Source organism: Undibacterium pigrum (genome assembly GCF_003201815.1).
Taxonomy (GTDB): domain Bacteria; phylum Pseudomonadota; class Gammaproteobacteria; order Burkholderiales; family Burkholderiaceae_D; genus Undibacterium; species Undibacterium pigrum.
Window position 1 is genome coordinate 1,500,394 of the sequence record NZ_QJKB01000001.1, and the last position, 25,280, is coordinate 1,525,673.

A 25,280-nucleotide genomic window follows, 5' to 3' on the forward strand; every position below is an offset into this window, starting at 1 on the left:
AGGCAATCAGGCCCGGCCATGTAACATGAAAGCGGCGGCACCTGTTGCAATTCTGTCTCCTTTTTCATTACGCAAATCCATAAGGACATTGGCAACGCGCTTGCCCAGCCTGGTGACTTCAGCAGTGGCAACAAAATGCTTGCCCCGCCCTGGCTGCAGATAATCAATGCGCAGGTCTATGGTACTCATCTTGCCAAATTCCTTGATCTGCGACAGCACATCATCTTGCGGGCTTTGCTGTGCCATCTTGAGCAAGATGGCAAAACCTGCCACGCTATCGAGTACAGAAGCAATCACACCACCATGCAGCATGCCCTGGGCAAAGTTGCCCAATAATTCATCCCGCATACCTATGCTGAGACGCGGCGCATCCGGATCAAAACTGTCGAGCTTCATACCCAGTAAATGACAAAACGGGATTTTTTCTTCTATCACCATTTTGAGCATGCCCTGAAATTCTGGGTTGTTAATGATGTTTTGTGTCATTGCGTGTTTTCCTCATATTTCGTGGTCGAATCAGTCACACAGTATTTAATCAAGCATTTGCTTTATTAATTGTATCATCATACACTTGAGCACCAATAAAGCGATCCATCCACACATAGACAGACCAGCAGACAGGAGAATGAAATGACTGAAGCCTATCTTTTTGATGCACCGCGCACGCCGCGTGGCAAGGGCAAGAAAGATGGTTCACTGCATAGTGTCAAACCCATCTCTCTGTTGTCAGGCCTGATGCAGGATATGCAGCAACGCCTGTTGCTCGATACCGCGCTGATTGATGATGTCGTGCTGGGCTGCGTTACCCCTATCGGTGACCAGGGTGCAGATATTGCCAAGACCGCCGCCCTGGCTGCAGGCTGGGACTGGCAAGTCGCAGGCGTGCAACTGAACCGCTTTTGCGCTTCTGGTCTGGAGGCAGTCAACCTGGCGGCGCAAAAAGTGCGCTCAGGCTGGGAAGACCTGGTGGTTGCTGGTGGGGTTGAATCGATGTCGCGCGTGGCCATGGGATCAGATGGCGGTGCCTGGGCAGCCGATCCACAGACCAATATGCAAACTGACTTTTTACCGCAAGGCATAGGAGCAGACCTGATCGCCACGCTGGAAGGCTTCAGCCGCGAAGATGTCGATGCCTTTGCGCTGCGTTCGCAAGAAAAAGCCACGGCAGCGCGAGCTGCTGGCCGCTTCAAATCCCTACGCCCTGTGCACGACATGAATGGACTGGTGATACTGGCTGAAGATGAATTCATCAAACCACAATCCAGCATGGCAGCACTGGCCTCGCTCAAGGCTTCATTTGAAATGCCGGGCAAGATGGGTTTTGATAGCGTCGCCATACGCAAGTATCCGCATATTGAACGGATAAACCATGTACATACTGCCGGCAATTCTTCCGGCATCGTCGATGGTGCAGCCCTTGCCCTGATAGGCAGCGAAGCCATGGGCAAGCGTCTGGGCCTGAACCCGCGCGCCCGCATTGTTGCGTCTGCTGTGACAGGCACAGACCCCACCATCATGCTGACCGGCCCAGGCCCGGCGACCTTGAAAGCATTGAACAAGGCTGGCCTGCGCATAGAAGATATTGATCTTTTTGAAGTTAACGAAGCCTTTTCAGCTGTCGTCATGAAGTTCATGAAAGACCTCAAGGTGCCGGAAGAAAAAGTGAACGTGAATGGCGGCTCGATTGCCCTTGGCCACCCGCTGGGAGCAACCGGCTGCATGTTGCTGGGAAATCTGATTGATGAACTGGAAGCGCGCCAGTTAAAACGTGGCCTCATTACCCTGTGTGTAGGTGGTGGCATGGGCATCGCCACCATCATAGAGCGCGTATAAACCAGAACATAAGCACGAGAGCAGAACATCATGATCAATTACAGCAAAGACGAACAACAGATAGTCACCCTCAGCATAGACATGCCAGGTATGTCGGTGAATACCATGAACGCGGCATTTCGTGATGCACTGGCATCTGCCGTTGCCAGGCTGGAAGAAGAAAAAGAGCAGCTTAGTGGCATCATCCTGACTTCTGGCAAAGAGAGTTTTTTTGCCGGTGGCGACTTGCGTGAACTCATTAGCATACAGGATGCAAAAGCCTGCCTGGAAATGGTAGAGAAAAACAAGGCTGTGCTGCGTCGCCTGGAAAAACTGGGCAAGCCGGTAGTTGCCGCCATCAATGGCAGTACTCTTGGTGGTGGCCTGGAACTGGCGCTGGCCTGTCATTACCGGGTCGCACTGGAAAATCCCAAAGCTAAAATCGGCTTCCCTGAAGTGACACTGGGATTATTGCCGGGCGCGGGCGGCGTGGTGCGTACTGTACGTATGCTGGGCTTGCAGGAAGCCATGCCCTACCTGCTGGAAGGCAAGCAGATTTCCCCAACCGCTGCCGTCAAGGCTGGTCTGGTACATGCGCTTGCCAGCAGCCATGAAGACATGCTGCAGCAGGCCCGTGCCTGGATACTGGCCAATCCACAGGCACAACAGCCCTGGGATGATGCAGCCTATAAACTGCCGGGTGGCGCAGCCAACTCTGCCAAGCTGCTACCGATGATCATGGTGGCACCAGCCATGCTGCGCGAAAAAACCCGTGGCAATTATCCTGCCCCGGAAGCCATACTGGCAGCCATGGTAGAAGGTGCGCAAGTCGATTTTGATAATGCTCTGAAAATTGAAGGCCGTTACTTCACACATCTGGCAACAGGTCAGGTTGCCAAGAACATGATAGGCACCCTGTTCTTCCAGATGCAGGAAATCAGCTCAGGCAAAAGCCGCCCGCGAGACATCGCAAAATCCAAAGTCAGCAAACTTGGTGTGATAGGCGCAGGCATGATGGGCGCTGGCATAGCGGCTGTCAGTGCAGCGCGTGGCATAGCGACGATATTGAAAGAGCAGACGCTGGAAAAAGCCGAACAGGGCAAAACCAATATTGCCAACGGTCTGCACAAAAAAGTAGGCCAGGGTCGCTTGTCTGCAGAAAAAGCAGCGACCCAACTGGAACTGATACAGCCTACGGCAAGTGCCAGTGATTTTTCTGGATGTGATCTCATCATCGAAGCCGTATTTGAAAACCGCGAACTCAAAGCGACTGTCACCAGCGAAGCAGAAAGCATGCTGGCTGTAGATGGCATCATGGCCAGTAATACCTCCACCCTGCCGATCAGCGGACTGGCAAAAGCAGTCAGCAATGCCGAACGATTCATAGGTATACACTTCTTTTCACCCGTCGAGAAAATGCAATTGGTGGAGATCATCAAGGGTAAGCAAACCAGTGAGGCAACACTGGCCCGCGCATACGACTATGTACTGCAGATAGGCAAGACACCCATCGTCGTCAATGACTCACGCGGCTTTTTCACCAGTCGGGTGTTTGCCAGTTTTGTCAACGAGGGCCTGAGCATGCTGGCCGAAGGCTTGCCAGCAGCACTCATAGAAAATGCAGCGCTTTCAGTCGGAATGCCAGTAGGCCCGCTGGCAGTGCAGGATGAAGTATCACTGAGCCTGTCACGCCAGGTCGCAGCGCAAACCAGGGCTGATCTGGAAGCGGAAGGCAAGAGCTGGCAAGCACCCGCATCTGCTGCCATCATCAATGTCATGCTTGATCAGCATCAGCGCGCTGGCAAGGCTGCTGGCGCAGGTTTTTATGAGTATCCCACAGGCGGTGGCAAGAAGTATCTGTGGCCCGAGCTAAGCGCATTATTTGGTAAGGCCGGATACAGCCTGCCCTACGCCGATTTGCAAGACAGGTTTTTATACATGCAGGCGATAGAAACCCTGCGCTGTCTGGATGAAGGTGTACTGGAATCGACCCGCGATGCCAATATAGGCTCAATTTTTGGCATAGGTTTCCCGGCATGGACGGGTGGTGCCGTGCAATTTGTGCATTATGTGGGCTCACAGGCATTTGCCAGACGTGCAGCAGAATTGCGGACACTCTATGGAGAACGCTTCGCCCTGCCGGAAAATTATCTTAAACTGATCTAAACCGGCACCATGATTGAGTTAGCACAAACAAAGTAAAACTAAGGCTTGCCAGGAGTTAACAGGTCATTGACTTGAATATGCCTGTACGTGTTCAATAGTGTTTGTGTTCTTTGAACCTGCCTGACATCGGGCTGAGATGAAAACACTATCCTGAATGGGGGTGTATTTTGATCAAATTGCATTTCTTGGGTGCTGCTGGCACAGTCACTGGTTCACGTTATCTGCTGGTGTCTGACCACAGCCACATCATGGTCGATTGCGGCCTGTTCCAGGGTTACAAGCAACTGCGCTTACGCAACTGGGAAGATCCTCCATTTGACCCAGCGAGAGTCGATGCGATTTTGTTGACCCATGCCCATCTTGATCACTCTGGATATATTCCATTGATGGTCAAGCGGGGATTCAAAGGCAAGATTTACTGCAGCAAAGCCACATTCGCGCTATGCAAATTATTATTGCGCGATTCTGCGCATCTCTTTGAGGAAGAGGCCGCCTACCTCAACCGCCACCACCTGTCCAAACATGATCTGGCACTGCCATTGTACGACAGCAAGGATGTTGACAAGGCACTCAAGCATTTCCACTACATTGACGAGCATGCCAGCATTACGATAGCCGATGATGTGCAGGCAAAATGGATACCAAACGGGCATATCCTGGGCTCTTGCAGCATTTCTTTAAGAATGGAACAAACCAGCCTGTTATTTTCTGGCGATATAGGGCGGCCTCGCGATTACATCATGAAGGCGCCTGAATTCCCGGAAAGAACTGACTACCTCATCGTAGAATCAACCTACGGTGATCGACTGCACAGCAACAGCGTTCCCGAAAACGATTTGCGCGATGTCATCAATAGCACAGTACAACGTGGTGGCTCGGTGCTGATACCCTCATTTGCCGTTGGACGCGCACAAACACTGCTGTATTTGCTATACCAGTTGCGCAAGAATAAGCAAATACATGATTTTCCAATTTATCTGGACAGCCCCATGTCAGAAAGCGCAACCGGCATTTATAGCCACTATGCGGATTCCCTGAAACTCTCGGCTGAAGATATCGCTGGCTTGACAGCCATGACTACCTATGTCAGAACGCCGGAAGAATCACAGCGTCTGAACAATGAACGTTGGCCTAAAGTCATTATTTCTGCCAGCGGCATGGCTACTGGCGGCCGTGTGCTTCATCACATGAAATACATGGCACCAGATGACAGAAATACCATCGTTTTTTGCGGCCACCAGGCTGGTGGCACGAGAGGAGACAAGTTGGTGAATGGTGCAAACACAGTTCATATTCACGGCCAGGATATCAGAGTACGAGCAAAGATTGTTATGGTTGATGGTTTGTCCGCACATGCGGATTATGAAGAAATGCTGGGATGGCTTAAACATTTGAAGCAGCCCCCCCTACGCAGTTTCATCACTCATGGCGAACCGTCGGCAGCTGATCACTTGCGTTTAAAGATTGAGAGCGAATTAAGATGGCGATGTGAAGTTCCTGAACATTTATCCTGCTACAAGATAGACGGCAAAACTCTGACTTCCCTGCATCCGCAAATACTGTGATAATTGACGTTTGTACAAACAGACATCGGTGGATCTATGCTGGCCTTTGCAGGAACCAAGAAGAAAGATTATGTATCTTTAATCGCATGCGGCGTCTTTTTTTCTGCATGCTCCCTGAGCACAAGTAGTCTGGCCAAGCCTTTATTGCGCTGCTATGTCAGCTATGCTGGCAGCGAACAAACGATAGAAAGCCAGATAGTGCAAGACCCCTATGATGTGAAGGCTAGCGATATAGGTGAACGCTTCACATTCAAGGCTGTCATGGTTGGGAAGGCACAGCAGATAGACTATATCAAGCTGTATGCTTACTTCCAGACACGCCGCAGTGATATCCCCGTGCATCAGGCGACTTACCGCCCGCCCTTCAAAGTCACAAAAAAAGAAAGCCCGCTGACCCCGCAAAATTCCATCTACGCCGGTGATGTCGAGCGTGAACTGCAATACCATTGCACACTGCAAGAGGTGCAATGATGATGAAGCTTAAACGTGCAAACCAGGGTGTAAAACATTTACTGTCGGCTTTGGCTTTGTCTGTCATGGCCACAAGTACAGCGCTGGCACAAGATAGCGTCAGCATATTGTTTGCCGGTGATGTGGTGCTGGATGGCAAGCCAGGAAAAATGATTGCTGAAGGCAAAGACCCCTTCTTTGCCTTTGCCAGTTTATTTAAAAATGCCGACATCCGCGTCGTCAACCTCGAATGCGTAGTGGCGACAATCGGCGATGCCGCCGACAAAAATTTTACTTTCCGCGCCCACCCCCACACTTTGACTACGCTGAAGCAGCACGTGGATGCAGTGTCGATTGCAAATAACCACTCAGGTGATTTTGGCCGCGCGGCTTTCCAGGAGATGCTGGGTTTACTGGATCAGCAACAAATCAAACGCTTTGGTGGCGGTAATAATTTGCGCGAGGCGCATACACCGCTGATCATCGAGAAGAAAGGCTTGCGCATTGCCCTGCTGGGCTATAACGAGTATATGCCGCGCAGCTTTGAGGCAGAAGCACAGGCCGCAGGTGTCGCCTGGAGTGAAGATGAACAAGTGGTGCTTGATATACGCCAGGCCCGCCAGCAATACCATGCTGACCTGGTCATCCCCTTCATGCACTGGGGCTGGGAAAATGACAAACTTGCCGTCAACAGGCAACGCCAGCTAGCGAGATTGATGATAGATGCAGGTGCCGATGCCATCATCGGTGGTCATCCTCATGTGATACAGGATGTTGAACACTATAAGGGAAAACCCATCATTTACAGCCTGGGTAATTTCATTATGGATGAGCTGGACAATGAACCACAAACCCGCGGCTGGGTCATACGTCTGCAACTGGATAAAAAAGGTGTCAGTGCCTGGAATACCCGTTTGGCGAAGATAGATAAAGATGGTATGCCCCACCCTGTGCCTGAAGCCAGCACAGCCTGCTGGGACCGTAAAGATGGGCAGCTTAAGCAATGCAGTAATGCGGGTGATTAAGTCTTTTCCAGGACATTTACTGCTGCCGGCACATCCAGCACCACATCAGAGCAGGCCTGGGCGACGCAGGGCAAAATCCAGCCCTCCTGCTTTTCTTCCAGGCTCAGGCCGGGCCAGTCTATCTGGTATTTAATTTCCCCTGCCAGCATCTTGCACATGCAAGTGCGGCAGCTGCCGTTACGGCATGAATTGGGGATACGTATTCCTTCCAGCAAGGCGGCTTCCAGCAGGCTGAGCTCATCGACGGCGTCGCATGTCCAACCCTGGGGTTGCACGGTCAGTGTCCATACTTTATTTACTAATACATCCGGCGTATTCATTTTTTCTCGCTATCAACCTTGTCTTCATGCCTGAATTTTACTAGATTGAAAGTCTGCCCTCATTTTGACTCAACAGCGGCAGAAGTTTTTTCAGGAGCTAAACATGATGACAGCGAGTGCCCATCTACTTTCCCAACAGCAAGACACTTACTCAGAAAGGCGCAATGCCCGTGCACCAGATTTTATACTGATGCAGCTTGATCCCCGTGATGTCATAGAAGGAGTATTGTTAGAAGAAGGTTTTCAATCCGAGGATGCGCCCTCGGCAGGTCATATGCGTGAGCATTGCCCCCATTGCAGTGGCGTACAATTGCAACTGATATTACGCTACAAATTCGTCAAGCGTTCCCACCTTTTTTGCAGCAGTTGTACACGCTGCTATGATGCTCTGTATCCAGATGGCACATCGGCACTGGCATTGAGTGCGATGTCGCTGGTCTAGTGCATAGTGAGTGCATATTGCAGCTGCAAAATGAAAACGGCATTTCCTCGCCATCGCTAAAGGAAATGCCGCTCCATTAAAGCTAATTTGTCAGGCCAGACTTACACCACTGTCTGCAAACGCATGGCAACGCTCATGTCGCCGGAAACTTTCAGTTTACCCATCATGAAGCCGTTCATAGGATTCAATTGGCCAGTCAGCAAGGCTGCCAGGTTTTCCAGGGAAATTGTGATCGTGCAGCCAGCTTCCTTGTTTTCATTGCTGACAGTATTTGGTGTCACCAGCGCATCAACGAATACCACGCCTTCATCACCGCAATCAAATTTCAGGGTGGCATTCAAACCACTATCATCACCAACTTTAGCGCGTATCGCTTCTGTGCAAGCTTGCAGATCCATGAATTACTCCAGAAAAAATTTAAACGACTTGCAATGTATCACGGCAGGCTTTCGAGGGACAATACTAGAAGTGCGGGAACTTCCTCGTCAAAAGCCTACTTCAATACGCAGGTCAGCATCCAGTAGTAAGTATTCCTGAAAATACGGATATCACGCACAGCAGGACCAAACTTTTTGCGCAGTGCACTATCAGTAGGGAAGTTCTTGAGAATTTCTACCCTGCTGCCATCTTCCTGCTTGCGCAACTGGAAGGTATTGCCTGCCAGGTCAGTGCGGGCGATGACGGTGCTGCTGCCTTCGACATAATTATTGTCGATCAGGACCAGGGTAGTGCCCTTGCCTGTCACCTTGCTGAGATGGCCCAGCAAACTGGTCTGGTCATCACGCATGACATGCGACCAGAAAAAACCGGCAAAGCAAGCCGTGTATTGATCCGCCGTTGCTGCGGGCAAATCATGCAAATCTGCCAGGGCAAATTGCACTTTGCCTTCTGGGTAAGATTTGGCTTGGGCCACATCCAGCACTGGCTGGCAATAGTCAGTCGCGACAACGCTGGCTGCCTGAGGCGCAAAACGCTCAGTCCAGTAGCCAGTGCCGCAGGCGACTTCCAGCACGCGCTGGTCTTTCAGTACATCCAGCACTTTGTCCTGAATTTCGCGTAAGTCTTGCTGGCGTTCAGGTTTTTGATACACTTTTTCCAGAGTCTGGGCACGTTGCGCATAGTATTCGCGCATTTTATTTTCACTCATTTTTATCTTTCAACAGAAAATCTACCAGCTCTACAAATCCCTCGCCGCATTCGGCCTGACAAACATAGGCCGGGTGGGCCTCGAATCTGTCCAGGTATTTGCGTATATTTGCCACCCCGACCGAGAGCGGGTAGTGGGCAAACATGCTGGCATCATTGGCAGAATCGCCAATAAATACATAAGTCTTTTTTGCGTCGTCATCGTCGACACCAAATACTTCATGCAATACTCTCAGGCTCATGCTTTGCTTGCTGAATGGCGCCACAGAGGCATGGGCATGGATGCTGCTGGTGGTTGCATGAAAACCATGTTCACGTATCAGGGCGACGACTTCATTTAATTGTGACAGCGGTATCGCAGGAATATTTTCTGCAATATCAAACGCCAGGTCACCTATGCGTTGCGCCGCATCGGCAGCAGGCAATACATCAGGAAAATGCCTGCGCATGATGTCAGCAAAATCCAGCAGGCGTTGTCTGTGTTGCGAACGGGTTGCTGCATCAGCGTAGTATATGGCCTGTTGCCTGCCCTCTTCATCCAGCCAGAAAGCACTCGCGCCATTTTCAGCAATGACGGCATCAAAATCACATAGCCTTAACAAAGGCAGGGTCCAGTAAGTAGGCCGCCCTGTCACAGCGATGCGCCGCAAGCCCGCAGTTTTTGCCCTGTCCAGCGCAGCCAGTGCGGCTACGGTCAGCTTGCCATGACTGCTGAAAGTATCATCAATATCCGTCAATATGCCACGCACCTGCCTGCGTTGCTCTACAGGCCAGCTACTCAGTACCTGCATGCTCATAAATCGTAGGTATCCTTATTACCCTGCATTACATTGTCTATCATTTTGCGGTTCAGGGTAGGATTCAGTAACTCTATAAAGGTATAAATATAGCTGCGCAGATAGGCCCCCTGCTTGATTGCCACCCGCGAAATATTAATGCCAAACAATTGACCTACCGGTATGGCGCGCAAATTCTTGTCACGTTCTGCATCAAAAGCCATACCAGCAATAATACCAACGCCCATGCCCAGTTCTACATAAGTCTTGATAACGTCAGCATCAATGGCTTCGAGCAGGATATCCGGCTTCAGATTACGGATCTGGAAAGCATGGTCTATCTTACTGCGGCCAGCAAAGGCTGCGTCATAGGTAATCAATGAATAATTGGCAATTTCTTCCAGGCTGATGTTCTTTAATTTCAGCAAGGGATGCTCAACCGGTAAGACGACAACATGTTCCCATTGATAACATGGCAAGGAAATCAGGCCATCGAAGCCAGCGATTGCTTCTGTCGCAATCGCAATATCGGCCTGGTCACGCATGACCATTTCGGCGATTTGCTTGGGATTACCCTGCAACAGGGACAAACGCACCTTGGGATATTTTTGCATGAAGGCCTGCACCACCTTGGGCAGGGCATAGCGTGCCTGGGTATGGGTGGTGGCAATGGTAAAGCTGCCACTGTCCTGCGCTGCGAATTCCTTGCCTATGCGCTTGAGCCCGTCAATTTCTTGCATAATCAGTTCAACTGACTTCAAGACTGCCCTGCCCGGCTCAGTCAAGCCACGTATGCGCTTGCCATGACGGGTAAAGATATCGACGCCCAATTCCTCTTCCAGTTCAATAATTGCCTTGGAAACACCGGGTTGCGATGTAAATAAGGCCTTGGCAGCCTCAGTCAGATTAAAATTCTGTCTTACAGCTTCGCGTACAAAGCGCAATTGATGTAGGTTCATGGGTAGTTTTTTTGTAAAGGCGAGGATAATCTCGTAGAACCTGTCTACGATCTTAAGCGCGAGCGCGGTTGTGGCTTATATGGGGCTCGTGCGCTGCTCAAAATGCTCATGTACTAGAGTACATTCCGCTTTTTGCGCTGCGTTTTTGTTACCCTGACCCCGCTGACACCCGCTCGCTACAGATCGCAAACTAGTTCTTATGCAATTATACCTAGGTTAGCATCGTTTTATATGCATACGCTAGTATATAGACCCTGAGCCAAGAATTCCATGTTTCCAACAATTACAACATGCCTAAATCATTTTTACTGCTAGTTTTCAGTCTTGCCAGTTACTTGCTGACACCTGTTATATCCCATGCAGAAAGCATTACAGTTCCCGCAACACAGGTAAAACAACCCAAAATTTGCCTGGCCTTGTCTGGCGGTGGCGCACGTGGCTTTGCCCATGTAGGCGTACTGAAGGTGCTTGAAGAATTGCGCATCCCCATAGACTGCATTGCTGGCACCAGCATGGGCGCCGTGGTCGGCGGCCTGTACGCGGCAGGTTTTTCTGCCAGCGAAATCGAAGCCAGGCTGGATGCCCTGAAACTCAATGACATTGCCCTTGACCGTGTAGAAAGACGTTACCTGCCACAAAGCGTCAGGGAAGAAGATGAGCAATATCCGCTGGGAGCAACCCTGGGCCTGAGTGCCAATGGCGTGAGACTGCCCGCAGGCGTGGTGCAAGCCAGCCAGTTCCTGGAAATATTACAGAACTGGACTGCCCATTTGCAGCCAGACATAGAGTTTGACAGCCTGCCCATCCCTTTCCGTACGCTGGCCACAGATATGGAAACCGGCAAAATGGTGGTCTTCACCAAAGGCCCTCTGCATAAAGCCATACGCGCCAGCATGGCAGCACCAGGCGTATTTGCGCCCATAGAAATAGATGGCAAATTACTATCCGACGGTGGCCTGGTAAGAAACTTGCCCGTGGATATAGCAAAACAAATGGGGGCAGACGTGGTGATTGCCGTCAACATAGGCACACCACTGATGCCACGCGACCAGTTGCTGACCCTGTTCAATGTCAGCCAGCAAATGGTGAATATCCTGACCGAGCAAAATGTCGAAGCCCAAAAAGCCCTGCTCACGCCCAATGACTTACTGATAGAGCCTGGTCTGGGCAATATCAGCTTCATGGATTTTGCCAGGTCAAAAGAAGCCGTACTCATCGGGGAAAAAGCCACCCATGCCCTGGATGCCAGGCTGGCAGCATATAGCCTGCCAGCCGAAGTCTATGCCATCAGGCATGAGATACGTCTTAACCCGCAACTACCACCGATCAAAATACAATTTGTAGACGTCGTCACCAACGGCGCCGTGCCCGAGAGTGATATCCGCCGCCAGTTGAATATACGCACTGGCCATGAATACAAGGCAGACGATATCAACCGCAAGCTGGCGATACTGAATAATGCCCGCGAATTTGACAGCATCAACCACGAACTGGTGGAGCGTGATGGCGAATATGGCATACGCGTGAATGCCTATGGCCGCAACTGGGGACCGCATTTCCTGCGCTTTGGCCTGGCGCTCTCCAGCGGCTTTGAAGGCGCGGGCGGCTTCAAACTGCAGGTTGGTCACAGGCGTCCCTGGCTGACTGATGGCGGTCTCGAATGGCGCAATGACCTGGAATTTGGCAATAGCATCAAATACCATACTGAATTGCGACAACCCCTGTTTGAGCGCGAAGGCATGTACCTCGCACCATTTGCAGAGCTAGGGCAAAACACCAGGAATTTATATAGCGGTAATACCCGCATTGCCGAATACAACTTCCGTAGTGACAAGCTGGGGCTGGATCTTGGTTTCCGCCTGGGCGAACAAAGCATACTGGGTGAAGCCAAGCTGGGTTTGAATTTCAACCGCTACCGCGTACGACCCAAGATAGGTGGCTACTTGCTGCGGGATGAAGATGGCGGCGTGAAAGTGGAGTCACTGCCCAGCGCTGACTTGCAGCAATTTGGCCTGAAGTCTGCCGTCGTCATAGATCAGCTCAGTGATGTCAGTTTCCCGCGCTATGGCTATAAAGTGGATGCCAGTGCCTTCGTCGGCACGAGTGACACCCATAAAAACTTCCAGGAAGTGGCCGTCAATACCACCTGGGCCAATAGCATCAACAACCACAGCATCAACCTGAAACTGAATGCAGCGGGCCTGTTCCAGAAAGGCACAGATGTACGCGGCATAGGCTATACCCTGGGCGGTTTCCAGCAATTGTCTGCCTACCAGCCTGACCAGTTCACAGGTGACTTCATGGTGTATGGCAGCCTGACCTATTTGCTGCGCGCCGTGAAGTTTGATCTGGCGGGACAAAGCCTGTTCCTGGGCACATCCCTGGAAGCAGGCAATGTCTGGAACCGGGGCGAAGATATGTCACTCAAGTCATTACGCAAGAGTGCCAGCCTGTTCGCTGGTTTCAACAGTTTCATCGGCCCTATCTACCTGGGTTTTGCGGTAGGCCAAAGTGGCGCAAAAAATGTTTTCTTCCAGTTAGGCAGGCAATAAAAAAACGCTCAATTTTTAAGAATTGAGCGTTTTCTATTATCCTTGCCAAGGCATATTAACCGCCATAGGCATAGACAAATTTCCCACCCTGGATTTTACCCATGACACGGGAACGCTGGTCCAGGCCTACATGGTCAGTCGCGCTCATATTGATGACACCCTGGGGCACAACCAGGTCCCTGGTGTTTTCCAGGGCGGTACGCAAGGCAGCCCGGAAAGCCTTGCTGCCTGGCTGTGCAGTTTTCAAAGCGACAGGGATGGCATTTGCCAATAACATGTAAGCACCCCAGGCATCGCCAGCAAACTGCGTGGCACTGCCAGCACCATAAGTTGATTCATATAGCCGCACAAAATCTGCAGAGACTTTTTTGACTGCGTGTTTTTCAGGTAATTGCAGCGCCACTACGGCTGGCCCGGTAGGGAATAAAGTTCCCTCCACATCCTTGCCACCCAGCTTTAAAAATTCCAGGCTGGCGATGCCATGGGTCTGGTAAATCTGTGACTTGTAACCACGTTCTATCAGGGTCTTTTGCGGCAAGACTGCAGGTGTGCCTGATCCCGCAATCAGCACCGCATCAGGCTTGGCGGACATCATCTTCAAAACCTGCCCGGTGACGCTGGTATCGGTACGGGCAAAGCGCTCATTCGCCACAATCCTGATATGACGCAGTTCCGCCAGTTTGGAAAACTCGCGCCACCAGCCTTCGCCATAGGCATCTGCAAAACCAATGAAAGCCACGGTCTTCACACCATGGTCTGCCATATGCTGCGTCAATATGGTGGTCATATGGGTATCGTTCTGCGGCATCTTGAAAGCCCAGGCACGCTTGGCATCCATGGGTTCGACTATACTGGCCGAGGCTGCCAGGATAATCATGGGTGTCTCATTTTCTGCCACGGTTTCCAGCATTGCCAGGGCGCTGGGCGTGGTATTAGGGCCGACGATGACATCGACCTTTTCTTCAGTAATGAGCTTGCGTGTATTTTTCACTGCATTGCCGGGGTCACTGGCATCATCGAGCAGGATGTACTCGATTTTTTTGCCAGCGATTTCTTTTGGCCACAGCATGACGGCGTTTTTGGATGAAGCACCAATAGCTGCCGCTGGCCCTGTAGTCGACAAATTAATACCTACCCTGATTTGTGCCTGGGCCATCAGGCTGCCCAGGCTCAGGGCTGCGACAACCGCACTACGCAGTGAATAAGAAAAGATCAAGGACATGCCATGCTCCAAAACAGGTTTTCAGGATGCTGAGTTCAATACCATGCTTGTATTACCAGTCTGGTTCAACCACGCTCTGATCTATCGCTCCAAAGATGGATTTGCCATTTTTATCCAGCATTTCTATCTTGATGCTGTCACCAAACTTCATATACGGTGTCACTGGCTCACCAAGTGCAATCATTTCCAGCGCACGTTTTTCGGCGATGCAGCTATAACCCTTGCTGGCATCCTTGTTCGAGACTGTGCCCGAACCTATGATGGTGCCTGCTTTGGCATTTCTGGTTTTGCACAAATGCGTAATCAACTGTGGAAAGGAAAACACCATATCCACACCCGCATTCGGCTGGCCCACCAGCATGCCATTAACGCTGGAACGCAAGGCCAGATTGACTTTACCATCTTTCCAGGCATCGCCCAGTTCATCTGGCGTCACTGCCACTGGCGAAAAACTGCTAGCTGGCTTGGACTGAAAAAAACCAAAGCCTTTCGCCAGCTCAGCCGGGATCAGGTTGCGCAGTGACACATCATTGACCAGCATCAGCAAAAGTATATGATCCCGGGCGTGCTGTACCTTGACACCCATGGGCACATCGCCGGTCACGATGGCGATCTCACTTTCAAAGTCTATGCCCCATTCTTCAGAGCCAGCAACGATATCGTCACAGGGACCGATGAAATCATCGCTACCACCCTGATACATGAGCGGGTCATGCCAGAAACTGTCAGGCATCTCGGCATTTCTGGCCTTGCGCACGAGTTCTACATGATTGACATAAGATGAACCGTCAGCCCACTGATAGGCGCGTGGCAATGGGGCCATGCAGTTTTTTGGATCAAACTCAAAACTATAGGCAGCACGCCCTGCATTGAGGCGGTTATACAATTCTTCTAGCTGGGGCTGGATAAAATTCCAGTCATCCAGTGCACGTTGCAAGGTCGGCGCTATGCCATCAGCAATGGCTGCCGTCTTTAAATCACGGGCCACTACCAGCAATTGCCCATCCCGGGACCCATCCTTGAGTGTTGCAAGCTTCATAAATCCTCTGTATTGATCAAGTATTTTACAATTTTACATGAACGAAAACACCAAACTGTCAGGAAACAGACAACTGGCACGACTAATTATCGTTTTACTCTGCAAAGCCCTACGATTTTAGGTATGCTGAAACAAGAAGTAAGTCAAAAATCGCAGTCGCCCACCCCCTTAAAACTGATTTGTACAGGAATACCAGCCATGAACTTCAGTAATCTTAAAATCAGGGTACGTCTCAGCTTTGGCTTCGGCCTGACCTTGCTGACCATGCTGCTGATGGTCGTCATCAGCGTAGTGAGATTGAATGACATCGCTGACCGTAACAGGCAAATACTGGAAGATGATGCAGTAGGTGTCGCCAGTGCACTGGAGATTTCTGCCCTGATACAGGAAAACGGCAGCCGCACGCTGGAGTTGTTTATTACACCAGACCAGAGCGCCCGCACGGCCCAGTATGGAGCGATTGATGCGAACAAGAAAAAAATAAGCGCCCTGCTTGAAATCTCCAAAAAGCTGGCACTGGAATCCCGGGAAAGAGAAGCGGTTGACAAACTGGTCGCCTCCAATGCCGCTTTTGTAACTGCTTTCAGCAAAACCGGTGACCTCATCGAGCTGGATCAAAAAGATGAAGCTATTGCCATGATGGGGAAAGCCACCTTCCCGGCGCTGAAGCAATCCCTGATTGATATAGACAAGCTCGCCAGCATACAAAAAACAGACATGAATGCGAATGGTGAAGAGATCAAGAGCATCATCATGTTTTCGCGCAATCTGATGATAGTCCTGGGTATTATTGCCTTTCTTATCAGTGCTGCTTTTGCCACCTGGATTTCACGCTCGATTACCAACCCGTTGGATGAAGCAGTCAAAGTCGCTACCAAGGTTGCCAATGGCGATTTGACCGGCCGCATAGAGGTACGCTCACGTGACGAAACCGGACAACTGCTGAGCGCCCTCGCCGACATGAATAATAGCCTGGTCATGACCATCAGCCAGGTGCATAGCAGTACCTCCATGATTTCCACTGCCTCCAGCGAAATTGCTTCTGGCAATGCAGATTTGTCCAGCAGGACAGAGTCACAGGCCAGCTCACTGGAAGAAACTGCTTCTTCCATGGAAGAGCTGACCTCCACTGTCAAACAAAATGCAGACAATGCGCGCCAGGCCAATCAACTGGCGATCTCAGCGACAGAAGTTGCCACCAAGGGCGGGCATATCGTCGGCCAGGTCGTCAATACCATGGGCTCTATCAAGGACAGCTCGGGCAAGATTGTCGACATTATCGGCGTCATTGATGGGATTGCCTTCCAAACCAATATCCTGGCCTTGAATGCTGCGGTAGAAGCTGCCCGTGCCGGTGAACAGGGACGTGGCTTTGCCGTAGTCGCAGCCGAAGTCAGGAACCTGGCACAACGCAGCGCCAGCGCAGCCAAGGAAATCAAGACCCTGATTGATGATTCGGTAGAAAAGGTCAACCTGGGTAACAAGCTCGTCGATGAAGCTGGCATGACCATGGGTGAAATCGTGACATCCATCAAACATGTCGCCGATATCATGAGCGAGATCACTGCCGCCAGCCAGGAACAAAGCGCGGGCATAGAACAAGTCAACCTCGCCATTACCCACATGGATGAAATGACGCAACAAAACTCAGCCCTGGTAGAACAGGCAGCAGCGGCGGCAGAAAGTATGCAGGAACAAGCTGGGGCACTGGCCCAGGCGGTCAGTGTTTTCAAACTTGACAGCATGGTGAATGTTCAGGCTCCTGCTCCGGCTCAAGCCAGACCTGCTGCCAGCAAAGTCCGTACAACACAGTCCACCACAACTACCTTGAAAATCAGCAAGGCACCTGCGGCGAGCAAGCCAGCAGAAAAGCCCACCGCAAAGAAATCCAGTCTGGAAAAACCATCTGCAGGTAGCAATGATGACTGGGAAGAGTTTTAATCTGGCAAAGATTTCGACAAAATCTCAAGGTCAAAAAAACAGCTCGCCGGCTAATTGCCGGAGAGCTGTTTTCTTGATGTACTTTCTGATGCTACTCCACAGCTCAAACCGATAAATCAACCTGCTGCAAGCTGTGCGCCTTGCCATCTTCACTCAACCAGATACCTGAAGAACGCAGCTGTCCATCCGACTGGTTTTGTGCATTGTTCAGGGAAAAATCTGTACTTACATTACCGAGATACAGTGCGCCGACATTGGCCTGCTTCAGACTTTGCAACTGGTCTTTGCCATTGCTGTCCTTGGTCCATATTTTCAGTTTATCAAAGACGGCGTCGTTTTCATCTATCCAGTGATTGCCATCGCTGTCATAGGCGGCCAGTTCAGAAAATCCATTGCCCGTGCCTGGCCCAAACAATTCACTGCCATTATTGATCTTGCCATCATTGTTTTTGTCCAGCGCCAGGAAACCAGCGCCTTTGACAAAAGAGATATTTTCTTTTTTGCCATCGCCATTCAAATCGAAGGCAAATTTTTGCGATGTCAGCTCGGCAGAATTGCCAGCAAAATTGATGACCAGTGGATCAACTTTCTTGCCATCGCCCAGCCGGATATTCGTGCTGCTTTCTTCGTGATAGCTGCGACTGAGCTGGATAGACAGATCAAAGCTGATTTCCCTGTTATCCGCGGTCACTATCTTGCCATTGGCATGAAAAGAAGTTTGCTCTGTTTCGGTATAGGATTGGTGCGTGTCGATTTCTACACCCCACCCTGCTGGCTTCGGCCTTGGCCCTGGCGCAGGTGTTGTCGCTGCATCAGGATTAGCCTGGGCTGCAGGCGTCGGAGTAGCCTCAGCCTGCTGTATATCTGCACTGCTCAGGAGATTGATTTTTTTACCTGTCATCAATTCAACGATGTATCTGATCAAACGTATGCGTGGATCATTTTCTGCCTCATCACTGGCTTGCTGGACTGAGTCAGCTGAGGATGTGGCAGAACTGCCTGCGGGTGCAGCCTGTGCTGCCCAGCCAGCATCGGAGATTTGCACATTTGCTGAAGAATTTCTCAGGTTGGCAGGCAGGCTGGCGTTCCTGCCTTCAAAATCAGGACGCTTATTACCTACCCAGGCGCGCAGTCTCTCCTGCGTTTCCAGCGTCGCTGTCGCTGCATGTTGCGATGAGAGAGATATATCCGATGATGCAATTTTCATGATGCGCTCCAGCCTGGGCCATTAAACCAACAAAAACCTGGAACCCATGCTGGCAAAAAAAACATGCGATGTGATCGGGCGAAAAACTCCCTCGCAGCCTTTATCATAAGGCGCGACCACGCATGGCTTATATGCCAGCTACCTGTTCCATCCGCACGCATTTCAAAAGTCTCAGACATTCAAATGGAATATGCGTGATCTACACAGGTAACGGTAAAAGAATAAAAAGCTTTATGAGAAAAGAGCTGCAATGCCAGATTTTTTTACGCTTGATAAAACACGGGAACTGGCAGGCCTGGCATCAGGTCATACAAACTTGTGCACGCACAGTGGTATGCTTGCAAACTATTTTATTTCAACCATCTTTTTGGGAAACTCTTATGCTCAAGTTGCGCCTGTTATCCAGTGTCCTTATTTCTGCCGGTTTAATCAGTTGTGCCAGTGTCATGGCAGCGAATGACACTGTTCCGGCGACAAATAAGCCTGCAGCAGTTGCGCAAACCGGGCAGCAGCTCAATAAACTGGCTGACGAGTATTATGAAAAGCAAACCGCCTTTGACCCCATAGGTGCTACTTATAATGGTGACACCCGTTATGACGACAAGCTGCCTATGACATTGTCAACACCTGTCAGGGCCAGGTTGATCGTCATATTGAAGGACACTGCCAGCAAACTAGCCCGCATCAACCGTGAGCAATTATCAGCGAGCGATGCCGTCACTTATGACTGCCTGGACTTTGAACTCAAGGCCAGTCTGGAAATGGCAAAACTTGACGGCCACCTGTTGCCGATCAATCAAATGGACAGCGTACCAGTCACCCTGGCCCATTTTGCCTCTGGACAAAGCGCCCAGCCTTTGAAGACAGTCAAACAATACGATGTCTTCCTGCGTCGCCTGGCGCAATTGCCTGCCTGGTTAAACCTGGCCACCAGCAATATGCGTGAAGGCATGAAGCGCGGCATCGTCCTGCCCAAAGCCCTGGTCACCTCTGCCATGCCCCAGTTTGCGCAACTGGTGACAGATAAAGTGGAAGATCACGCCTATTTCGCACCCGTCAAGAATTTCCCTGAGGGTTTCAGTGAGGCAGATAAACAACGCCTGAGCAAAGAGTATAAACAGGTGCTGACAGCAAAAGTCTTGCCCGCCTTGCGTCAATTCAATCAATTCCTGTCCCGGGATTATCTGGCTGCCAGCCGCAGCAGCAGTGGCTTCAGCGCCCTGCCAGGCGGTGACAACTGGTATCGCGCCCTGGTACGCGACCAGACCACCACCAATCTGGACCCGGAAACCATACATGCCCTGGGCCTGAAAGAAGTTGCACGCATACAAAGTGAGTTTGTCGCCCTCGGCCCAAAACTGGGCTACAGCGGCGACCCTGCTGGTCTGCCTGCCTGGATAGATACACAAAACCAGTATCGCCCTTACAAGACCGAGGCCGAGGTGCTGGATGGCTACCGCCAGATAGAAAAATTGGTCAAAGCCAAGTTGCCCGAGCTGTTCAACAAGATGCCCAAGGCTGCACTGGATATTCGTGCAGAGCCAGAAATCAGCCGCCAGACCGCGTCCGACCATTATACCCAGCCGGCATTTGATGGTTCACGCCCCGGTGTATTCTGGGCTGTCATCAATAAGCCTGAAGACTACAGCACGGTAGGCATGAAAACCCTGTACCTGCATGAAGGCCAGCCCGGCCATCATTTCCATTTGGCAACTTCACAAGAACTCGATATCCCTAAATTCCGTAAATTTGGTGGCAATAACGCCTATACGGAAGGCTGGGCTCTGTATGCAGAAACCTTGGGTAAAGAGATGGGCTTGTTTGAAAATGATCCCAGCGCTTACCTCGGTCATTTGACGGATGAACTCTTGCGCGCCACCCGTCTGGTCATCGATACCGGCTTGCATGCCAAGGGCTGGACGCGGGAGCAAGCGATACAGTATCAACAAGCTACTCTGGGCTATACCGAAGCCATGTCACGTCAGGCAACCGAACGCTACATGGCCTGGCCAGGGCAGGCGCTGGGCTACAAGATAGGTTCACTGAAAATCGTTGAACTCAGACAAAAAGCCAGCAATGCCCTCGGCAAACGCTTTGATCTGCGTCAATTCCATGACGTGATACTCAGCGATGGCACCTTGCCGCTGGCCTTGCTGGAAGCCAAAGTGAACAAGTGGATAGACAGCCAAAAGACAAATTGAGCAAGTTTGGGATTATTTTCTATCGCTTGATTGACCTGCAACACTATCTGAAGCAGAATGAAATATAGAACTTATTCTGCAAACATAAACAACGATGGAACCTGGCATTTGACTTATTAAATAAATAAGTCAAATGCCTACTGGCCGGGTGCAGCAAGCACCTGCACTATATGTTTGTTTAACTTGTGCAAAAGACATAGCGATGAATAAAATCGATGCGCTCAACAGCATAGCTGAACAAGCCAAACGGGGAGAACTGGTTTTCCCTACGAATGTTGCGGCTTCCCTCAAGATACAACAAACCCTGGATGACCCTGAGTGCAGTATCGACACTGCAACCAAACTGGTCCTGAATGAGCCTTTTCTCGCAGCCCGCATGGTGGCCATTGCCAATTCAGCAGCCTACAACCGTGGCAATGATGTTACCAATGTCAAGGCAGCCATCAGCAGACTGGGGTTTCGCACCCTGCGTGCCGTGGTTGCCTCGCTGGTGGTCAGGCAACTGGCTGGCACCAGCAAGAACAAGCAATTGCAGGCCATGACGAACAAGCTGTGGGAGCATACAGCACAGGTGGCAGCATTGTCCCGCGTCATCGCCAGGCGTATTACCAAGCTGGACCCTGACACGGCCATGTTTGCCGGCATAGTCCATGAAGTTGGTAATTTCTATCTACTGTCGCGTGTTGATGAGTTTCCGTCCCTGCTGGAACGTGATGAGCCAGCGCCTGACTCCAACGTCGACGACCTGCCATCCTTCCTCGATACCATCATAGATCGCGAATCATCCGAGTCACAAATTGGTGCGGCCGTAATCAAGAGCCTGATGCTGCCTCAGCAAGTGGTAGAAGCGGTTGAAGCCCTCTGGTTTGGCTTGCGCGCCATGCCACCAGAAACCCTGGGCGATACGCTGCTGCTGGCGAATGAACTGGCAACTACCCATTCCCCTATGGATATCCATTCCTATGCAGAAGAATCAGAACAATGTACTTCTGAAATAGATTTTGTGGTCGGCGACGGCACGCTCAATAGCATACTGGAAGAGTCGGAAGAAGAAGTAAAAACCCTGGCAGCAGCCCTGCAAATCTGAACTCGATTATGCAAAAAAAGCAAAGGGAGCATTTGCTCCCTTTGCTTTTTATGTCACATAGTTTATGTCACTAATTTATGTGACCAATGCCGCTTGATAAACTCAAACCTTTAATGCCGCCTGAATTTGCTGCAAGGACGATGGATCTTCGATCGTCGTCAAATCCCCTGCTTCGCGTCCCTCGCATATCGCCTGTATCGAACGGCGTAGCAACTTGCCCGAACGGGTCTTTGGCAGAATACTGACGAAATGTACGCGTGATGGCCTGGCAACTGCGCCAAGCTGCTTGTCAACTACGCTCATCACCTCAGCCTCCAGTGCCCGCTTCTGCTCCGGCGTTTCAGCCAGTTCAGGTTTTTTGAGTATCGCAAACGCAACTGCCACCTGGCCCTTGAGCTTGTCTTCGACACCCACCACCGCCACTTCAGAAATTTGCGGATGGCTGGAAATGCTTTCCTCTATCTCGCGTGTCCCCAGACGATGTCCGGCGACATTGATGACATCATCGGTGCGACCGAGGATGAAGTAATAGCCATCAGCATCCCTGATACCCCAGTCGAAGGTGGAATACAATTGCTCATGCGAGAAATTGGACCAGTAAGTATTAACGAAGCGCTGGTCATCACCATACACGGTTTGCATACAACCTGGCGGCAATGGTCCCTTGATGGCAACCACGCCTTTTTCATTTGCTGCACATTCTGCACCCGTGTTTTCATCGATGATGCGTACGTCGTAGCCATACATGGCAATGCCTGGGCTGCCGAGACGGGTAGAAGTCTGCTCTACGCCATGCGCCACGGTCAAAATCGGCCAGCCGGTTTCTGTCTGCCAGTAATTATCGATGATGGAGACACCCAGCTCATTGGCTATCCAGCTTGACGTTGTTTCATCAAGCGGTTCTCCTGCCAGGTACAGGGCTTTGAGCGAAGACAAATCATATTTGCGCATCAGCTCGGACGGATGCTTTTTCAAGACGCGCACCGCTGTCGGTGCCGAGAACATGCGCGTGACCTTGTATTTCTCAACGATGCTCCACCAGATGCCTGCGTCAGGACGTATGGGCGTGCCTTCATACATGATGGTCGCCATGCCAGCGATCAGCGGGCCATAGACGATATACGAGTGGCCGACCACCCAGCCTATGTCTGAAGTCGCAAAATAAGTTTCACCCGGCTTGCCACAAAATATATGCTTCATCGACGACGCCAGTGCCACTGCATAGCCACCAACATCACGCTGCACACCCTTGGGCTTGCCGGTTGTACCTGATGTGTACAAGACATAGGACATGGCATTTGATTCCAGCCAGGTCACAGGTACCTGAGCATACATGTGCTGCGCTCTTGCAGCTGCATAGTCTACGTCACGTCCGGCCTCGATTTGCATGGTGTCGAGACCACGGTCTACCAGCAGAACATGCGCAGGCTTGTATTCAGCCAGGGTGATGGCTTCATCCAATAAAGGTTTATAAGGAACAGCCTTGCCACCACGCATGCCAGCATCCGCAGATATAACCAGCACAGGCTTGGCATCATCAATACGTGTGGCCAGGCTTTTGGAAGCAAAGCCACCAAATACCACCGAATGCACTGCACCTATGCGCGCGCAGGCCAGCATGGCAAAAGCTGCTTCAGCGATCATGGGCATATAGATCAAGACCCTGTCGCCCTGCTTGACACCCAGACCCAGCATGATGGCAGCCATGCGCTGCACTTCTGCATGCAGCTCGGCAAAGCTATAAGTTTTTTCGGTATTGGTTTCAGTAGAAATGGCGATCAGTGCAGGCTGGTCTGCCTGGCTAGCCAGCCAGCGATCAACTGCGTTATAGCAGAGATTGGTTTCACCACCGACATACCATTTGGCAAAGGGCGGCTTGCTATGGTCGAGCACCTGATCATAAGGCTTGTGCCAGTCTATCAACTGCGCTTCTTTGGCCCAGAACCCTTGCGGGTCTTGTATAGATTCCTGATAAAACGCTGCGTAAGTCATGCTGTCTCCTTCGATATCACAAAATGTTCTTAACATTCGCGTCGGCCCTGAGCATTAATTATTATTGTTGGACAGTGGCGCTGGCACGTGGCTAGGCCTGCACTTTCACGTGCATAAAACTACTTCGTTTCAAATCCAAAATTTTGTCAGTTTGAGGGTACGCGTACCCAACCTTCCATCAGCACACGCGCACTGCGACTCATGATGGCCTTGGTAACACTCCATTCGCCATTGACCTGTGTCGCCTCTGCCCCTACCCGCAAAGTGCCGGATGGATGGCCAAAACGCACCGCAGTACGAGCACCACCGCCAGCCGCCAGATTCACCAGTGTGCCTGGTATCGCAGCAGCAGTACCTATGGCCACCGCTGCCGTACCCATCATCGCGTGGTGCAGCTTGCCCATGGACAGGGCACGTACCAGCAAATCGATATCAGCCACCTGGACTTGCTTGCCACTGGACGACGTGTAGTCAGCAGCCCTGGCAACGAAGGCCACCTTGGGGGTGTGCTGGCGCTGTGCGGCTTCAGAGAGATCCTTGATCAGCCCCATGCGCAATGCGCCATGTGCGCGTATGGTTTCAAACATGTCGAGTGCTTTGGCATCACCATTAATGGCATCCTGCAATTCAGTACCGGTATAGCCTATCGCTTCTGCATTGATAAAGATGGTGGGAATACCGGCATTGATCATGGTCGCCTTGAGCGTTCCCAACCCTGGCACGTCAAGATCATCGACCAGATTACCGGTCGGGAACATGGAGCCACCTGCGCCCTCTTCATCGGCGGCAGGGTCCATGAATTCAAGCTGCACTTCCGCTGCTGGAAAGGTCACACCATCGAGTTCAAAATCGCCGGTTTCCTGCACTGCCCCATCAGTCATAGGCACATGAGCAATGATGGTCTTGCTGATATTTGCCTGCCATATGCGTATGGTGGCGATACCGTTTTGCGGAGTACGCTCAGCATCGACCAGGCCAGCACTGATGGCGAAAGCACCGACTGCCGCAGACAGGTTACCGCAATTGCCGCTCCAGTCTACAAAGGCCTTGTCTATCGCCACCTGACCAAACAGGTAATCGACATCATGGTCAGGCTTGCTGCTTTTTGAGAGGATGACGGTCTTGCTGGTGCTGGATGTGGCACCGCCCATGCCGTCAATCTGTTTGCCATAAGGGTCGGGGCTGCCTATCACGCGCAGCAACAAGGCATCGCGTGCTGCACCTGGCTGTTGCGCAGCCTCAGGCAAATCCTGCAGGCGGAAAAACACGCCCTTGCTGGTGCCGCCACGCATGTAGGTTGCCGGAACTTTGATCTGTGGAAGATGTGCCATGTATTTACTCTTTTAAATTTGACTCAGAGGCAGCACTACTCCATCAA

21 protein-coding genes are annotated in these 25,280 nt (G+C 51.2%); 10 read left to right on the plus strand and 11 right to left on the minus strand.

Annotation, left to right across the window (positions count from 1 at the left end):
• Positions 1–6: 6 nt before the first annotated feature.
• Entirely contained in the window at positions 7–486 is a 480-nt protein-coding gene (locus DFR42_RS06710) for a thioesterase family protein (protein WP_110254099.1), read from the minus strand.
• 144 nt (positions 487–630) lie between these two features.
• Between DFR42_RS06710 and DFR42_RS06715 the strand changes: the two genes are divergently transcribed.
• The 5 genes from DFR42_RS06715 to DFR42_RS06735 all read left to right on the plus strand — a co-directional run bounded on the left by DFR42_RS06715 (position 631) and on the right by DFR42_RS06735 (position 7,018).
• Positions 631–1,833, plus strand: coding sequence for an acetyl-CoA C-acetyltransferase (locus DFR42_RS06715; RefSeq protein WP_110254100.1), 1,203 nt, complete (start codon positions 631–633; stop codon positions 1,831–1,833).
• A gap of 30 nt (positions 1,834–1,863) precedes the next feature.
• Positions 1,864–3,978 (plus strand): 3-hydroxyacyl-CoA dehydrogenase NAD-binding domain-containing protein, encoded by a 2,115-nt coding sequence (locus tag DFR42_RS06720; RefSeq protein WP_110254101.1) that lies wholly within the window; start codon positions 1,864–1,866, stop codon positions 3,976–3,978.
• A gap of 170 nt (positions 3,979–4,148) precedes the next feature.
• Positions 4,149–5,543 carry an MBL fold metallo-hydrolase RNA specificity domain-containing protein gene (locus DFR42_RS06725; protein ID WP_110254279.1) on the plus strand — a complete coding sequence of 465 codons (1,395 nt, stop codon included), beginning with the start codon at positions 4,149–4,151 and terminating at the stop codon, positions 5,541–5,543.
• A 36-nt stretch (positions 5,544–5,579) separates the two neighbouring features.
• Positions 5,580–6,014 carry a hypothetical protein gene (locus DFR42_RS06730; RefSeq protein ID WP_245936847.1) on the plus strand — a complete coding sequence of 145 codons (435 nt, stop codon included), beginning with the start codon at positions 5,580–5,582 and terminating at the stop codon, positions 6,012–6,014.
• Positions 6,014–7,018 carry a CapA family protein gene (locus DFR42_RS06735; RefSeq protein ID WP_245936848.1) on the plus strand — a complete coding sequence of 335 codons (1,005 nt, stop codon included), beginning with the start codon at positions 6,014–6,016 and terminating at the stop codon, positions 7,016–7,018. The genes DFR42_RS06730 and DFR42_RS06735 overlap by 1 nt, the downstream gene beginning before the upstream one ends.
• Here DFR42_RS06735 and DFR42_RS06740 read toward each other — a convergent pair.
• Positions 7,015–7,338, minus strand: a complete 324-nt coding sequence (locus DFR42_RS06740) for a 2Fe-2S iron-sulfur cluster-binding protein (RefSeq protein ID WP_110254102.1) — start codon at positions 7,336–7,338, stop codon at positions 7,015–7,017. The genes DFR42_RS06735 and DFR42_RS06740 overlap by 4 nt on opposite strands.
• Before the next feature lie 103 nt (positions 7,339–7,441).
• On the opposite strand from DFR42_RS06740, the gene DFR42_RS06745 reads away from it, so the two are divergent.
• Entirely contained in the window at positions 7,442–7,780 is a 339-nt protein-coding gene (locus DFR42_RS06745; protein WP_110254103.1) for a hypothetical protein, read from the plus strand.
• 101 nt (positions 7,781–7,881) lie between these two features.
• Here the strand turns inward: DFR42_RS06745 and DFR42_RS06750 are convergent, their stop codons facing one another.
• From DFR42_RS06750 to DFR42_RS06765, 4 genes are all read right to left on the minus strand, one after another.
• Complete coding sequence (locus DFR42_RS06750; protein ID WP_110254104.1) at positions 7,882–8,178, minus strand: SCP2 sterol-binding domain-containing protein; 297 nt, start codon at positions 8,176–8,178, stop codon at positions 7,882–7,884.
• A gap of 95 nt (positions 8,179–8,273) precedes the next feature.
• Complete coding sequence (locus DFR42_RS06755; protein WP_110254105.1) at positions 8,274–8,927, minus strand: class I SAM-dependent methyltransferase; 654 nt, start codon at positions 8,925–8,927, stop codon at positions 8,274–8,276.
• Positions 8,920–9,723, minus strand: a complete 804-nt coding sequence (locus DFR42_RS06760) for an HAD family hydrolase (RefSeq protein WP_110254106.1) — start codon at positions 9,721–9,723, stop codon at positions 8,920–8,922. The genes DFR42_RS06755 and DFR42_RS06760 overlap by 8 nt, the downstream gene beginning before the upstream one ends.
• On the minus strand, positions 9,720–10,661 hold the full coding sequence (locus DFR42_RS06765) for a CysB family HTH-type transcriptional regulator (protein ID WP_110254107.1): 942 nt from the start codon (positions 10,659–10,661) through the stop codon (positions 9,720–9,722). Before DFR42_RS06765 ends, DFR42_RS06760 begins: the two co-directional genes overlap by 4 nt.
• 290 nt (positions 10,662–10,951) lie before the next feature.
• Here DFR42_RS06765 and DFR42_RS06770 point away from each other — a divergent pair, with 290 nt between their 5' ends.
• Positions 10,952–13,213, plus strand: coding sequence for a patatin-like phospholipase family protein (locus tag DFR42_RS06770; RefSeq protein WP_110254108.1), 2,262 nt, complete (start codon positions 10,952–10,954; stop codon positions 13,211–13,213).
• A 55-nt stretch (positions 13,214–13,268) separates the two neighbouring features.
• Here the strand turns inward: DFR42_RS06770 and DFR42_RS06775 are convergent, their stop codons facing one another.
• Positions 13,269–14,369, minus strand: coding sequence for an ABC transporter substrate-binding protein (locus DFR42_RS06775; protein WP_425450870.1), 1,101 nt, complete (start codon positions 14,367–14,369; stop codon positions 13,269–13,271).
• A gap of 118 nt (positions 14,370–14,487) precedes the next feature.
• A complete protein-coding gene (locus DFR42_RS06780; protein ID WP_110254110.1) occupies positions 14,488–15,474 on the minus strand; it encodes a fumarylacetoacetate hydrolase family protein in 987 nt (328 codons plus the stop codon).
• Positions 15,475–15,672: 198 nt separating this feature from the next.
• Here DFR42_RS06780 and DFR42_RS29860 point away from each other — a divergent pair, with 198 nt between their 5' ends.
• Positions 15,673–17,415: a methyl-accepting chemotaxis protein gene (locus DFR42_RS29860; RefSeq protein ID WP_110254111.1), complete on the plus strand. Its 1,743-nt coding sequence runs from the start codon at positions 15,673–15,675 to the stop codon at positions 17,413–17,415.
• A 103-nt stretch (positions 17,416–17,518) separates the two neighbouring features.
• Here the strand turns inward: DFR42_RS29860 and DFR42_RS06790 are convergent, their stop codons facing one another.
• Entirely contained in the window at positions 17,519–18,622 is a 1,104-nt protein-coding gene (locus tag DFR42_RS06790; protein WP_110254112.1) for a VCBS repeat-containing protein, read from the minus strand.
• Positions 18,623–19,002: 380 nt separating this feature from the next.
• Between DFR42_RS06790 and DFR42_RS06795 the strand changes: the two genes are divergently transcribed.
• Both DFR42_RS06795 and DFR42_RS06800 read left to right on the plus strand, forming a co-directional pair.
• Positions 19,003–20,823 (plus strand): DUF885 domain-containing protein, encoded by a 1,821-nt coding sequence (locus DFR42_RS06795; protein WP_110254113.1) that lies wholly within the window; start codon positions 19,003–19,005, stop codon positions 20,821–20,823.
• Between the two features lie 202 nt (positions 20,824–21,025).
• Positions 21,026–21,910: an HDOD domain-containing protein gene (locus tag DFR42_RS06800; RefSeq protein ID WP_110254114.1), complete on the plus strand. Its 885-nt coding sequence runs from the start codon at positions 21,026–21,028 to the stop codon at positions 21,908–21,910.
• 102 nt (positions 21,911–22,012) lie between these two features.
• On the opposite strand, the gene DFR42_RS06805 is transcribed toward DFR42_RS06800, so the two are convergent.
• Both DFR42_RS06805 and prpF read right to left on the minus strand, forming a co-directional pair.
• The gene (locus DFR42_RS06805) at positions 22,013–23,902 is read right to left on the minus strand and encodes a propionate--CoA ligase (RefSeq protein ID WP_110254115.1); all 1,890 of its coding nucleotides are present in this window, start codon (positions 23,900–23,902) and stop codon (positions 22,013–22,015) included.
• Between the two features lie 146 nt (positions 23,903–24,048).
• Positions 24,049–25,233, minus strand: a complete 1,185-nt coding sequence (gene prpF / locus DFR42_RS06810) for a 2-methylaconitate cis-trans isomerase PrpF (protein ID WP_110254116.1) — start codon at positions 25,231–25,233, stop codon at positions 24,049–24,051.
• Positions 25,234–25,280: the final 47 nt, after the last annotated feature.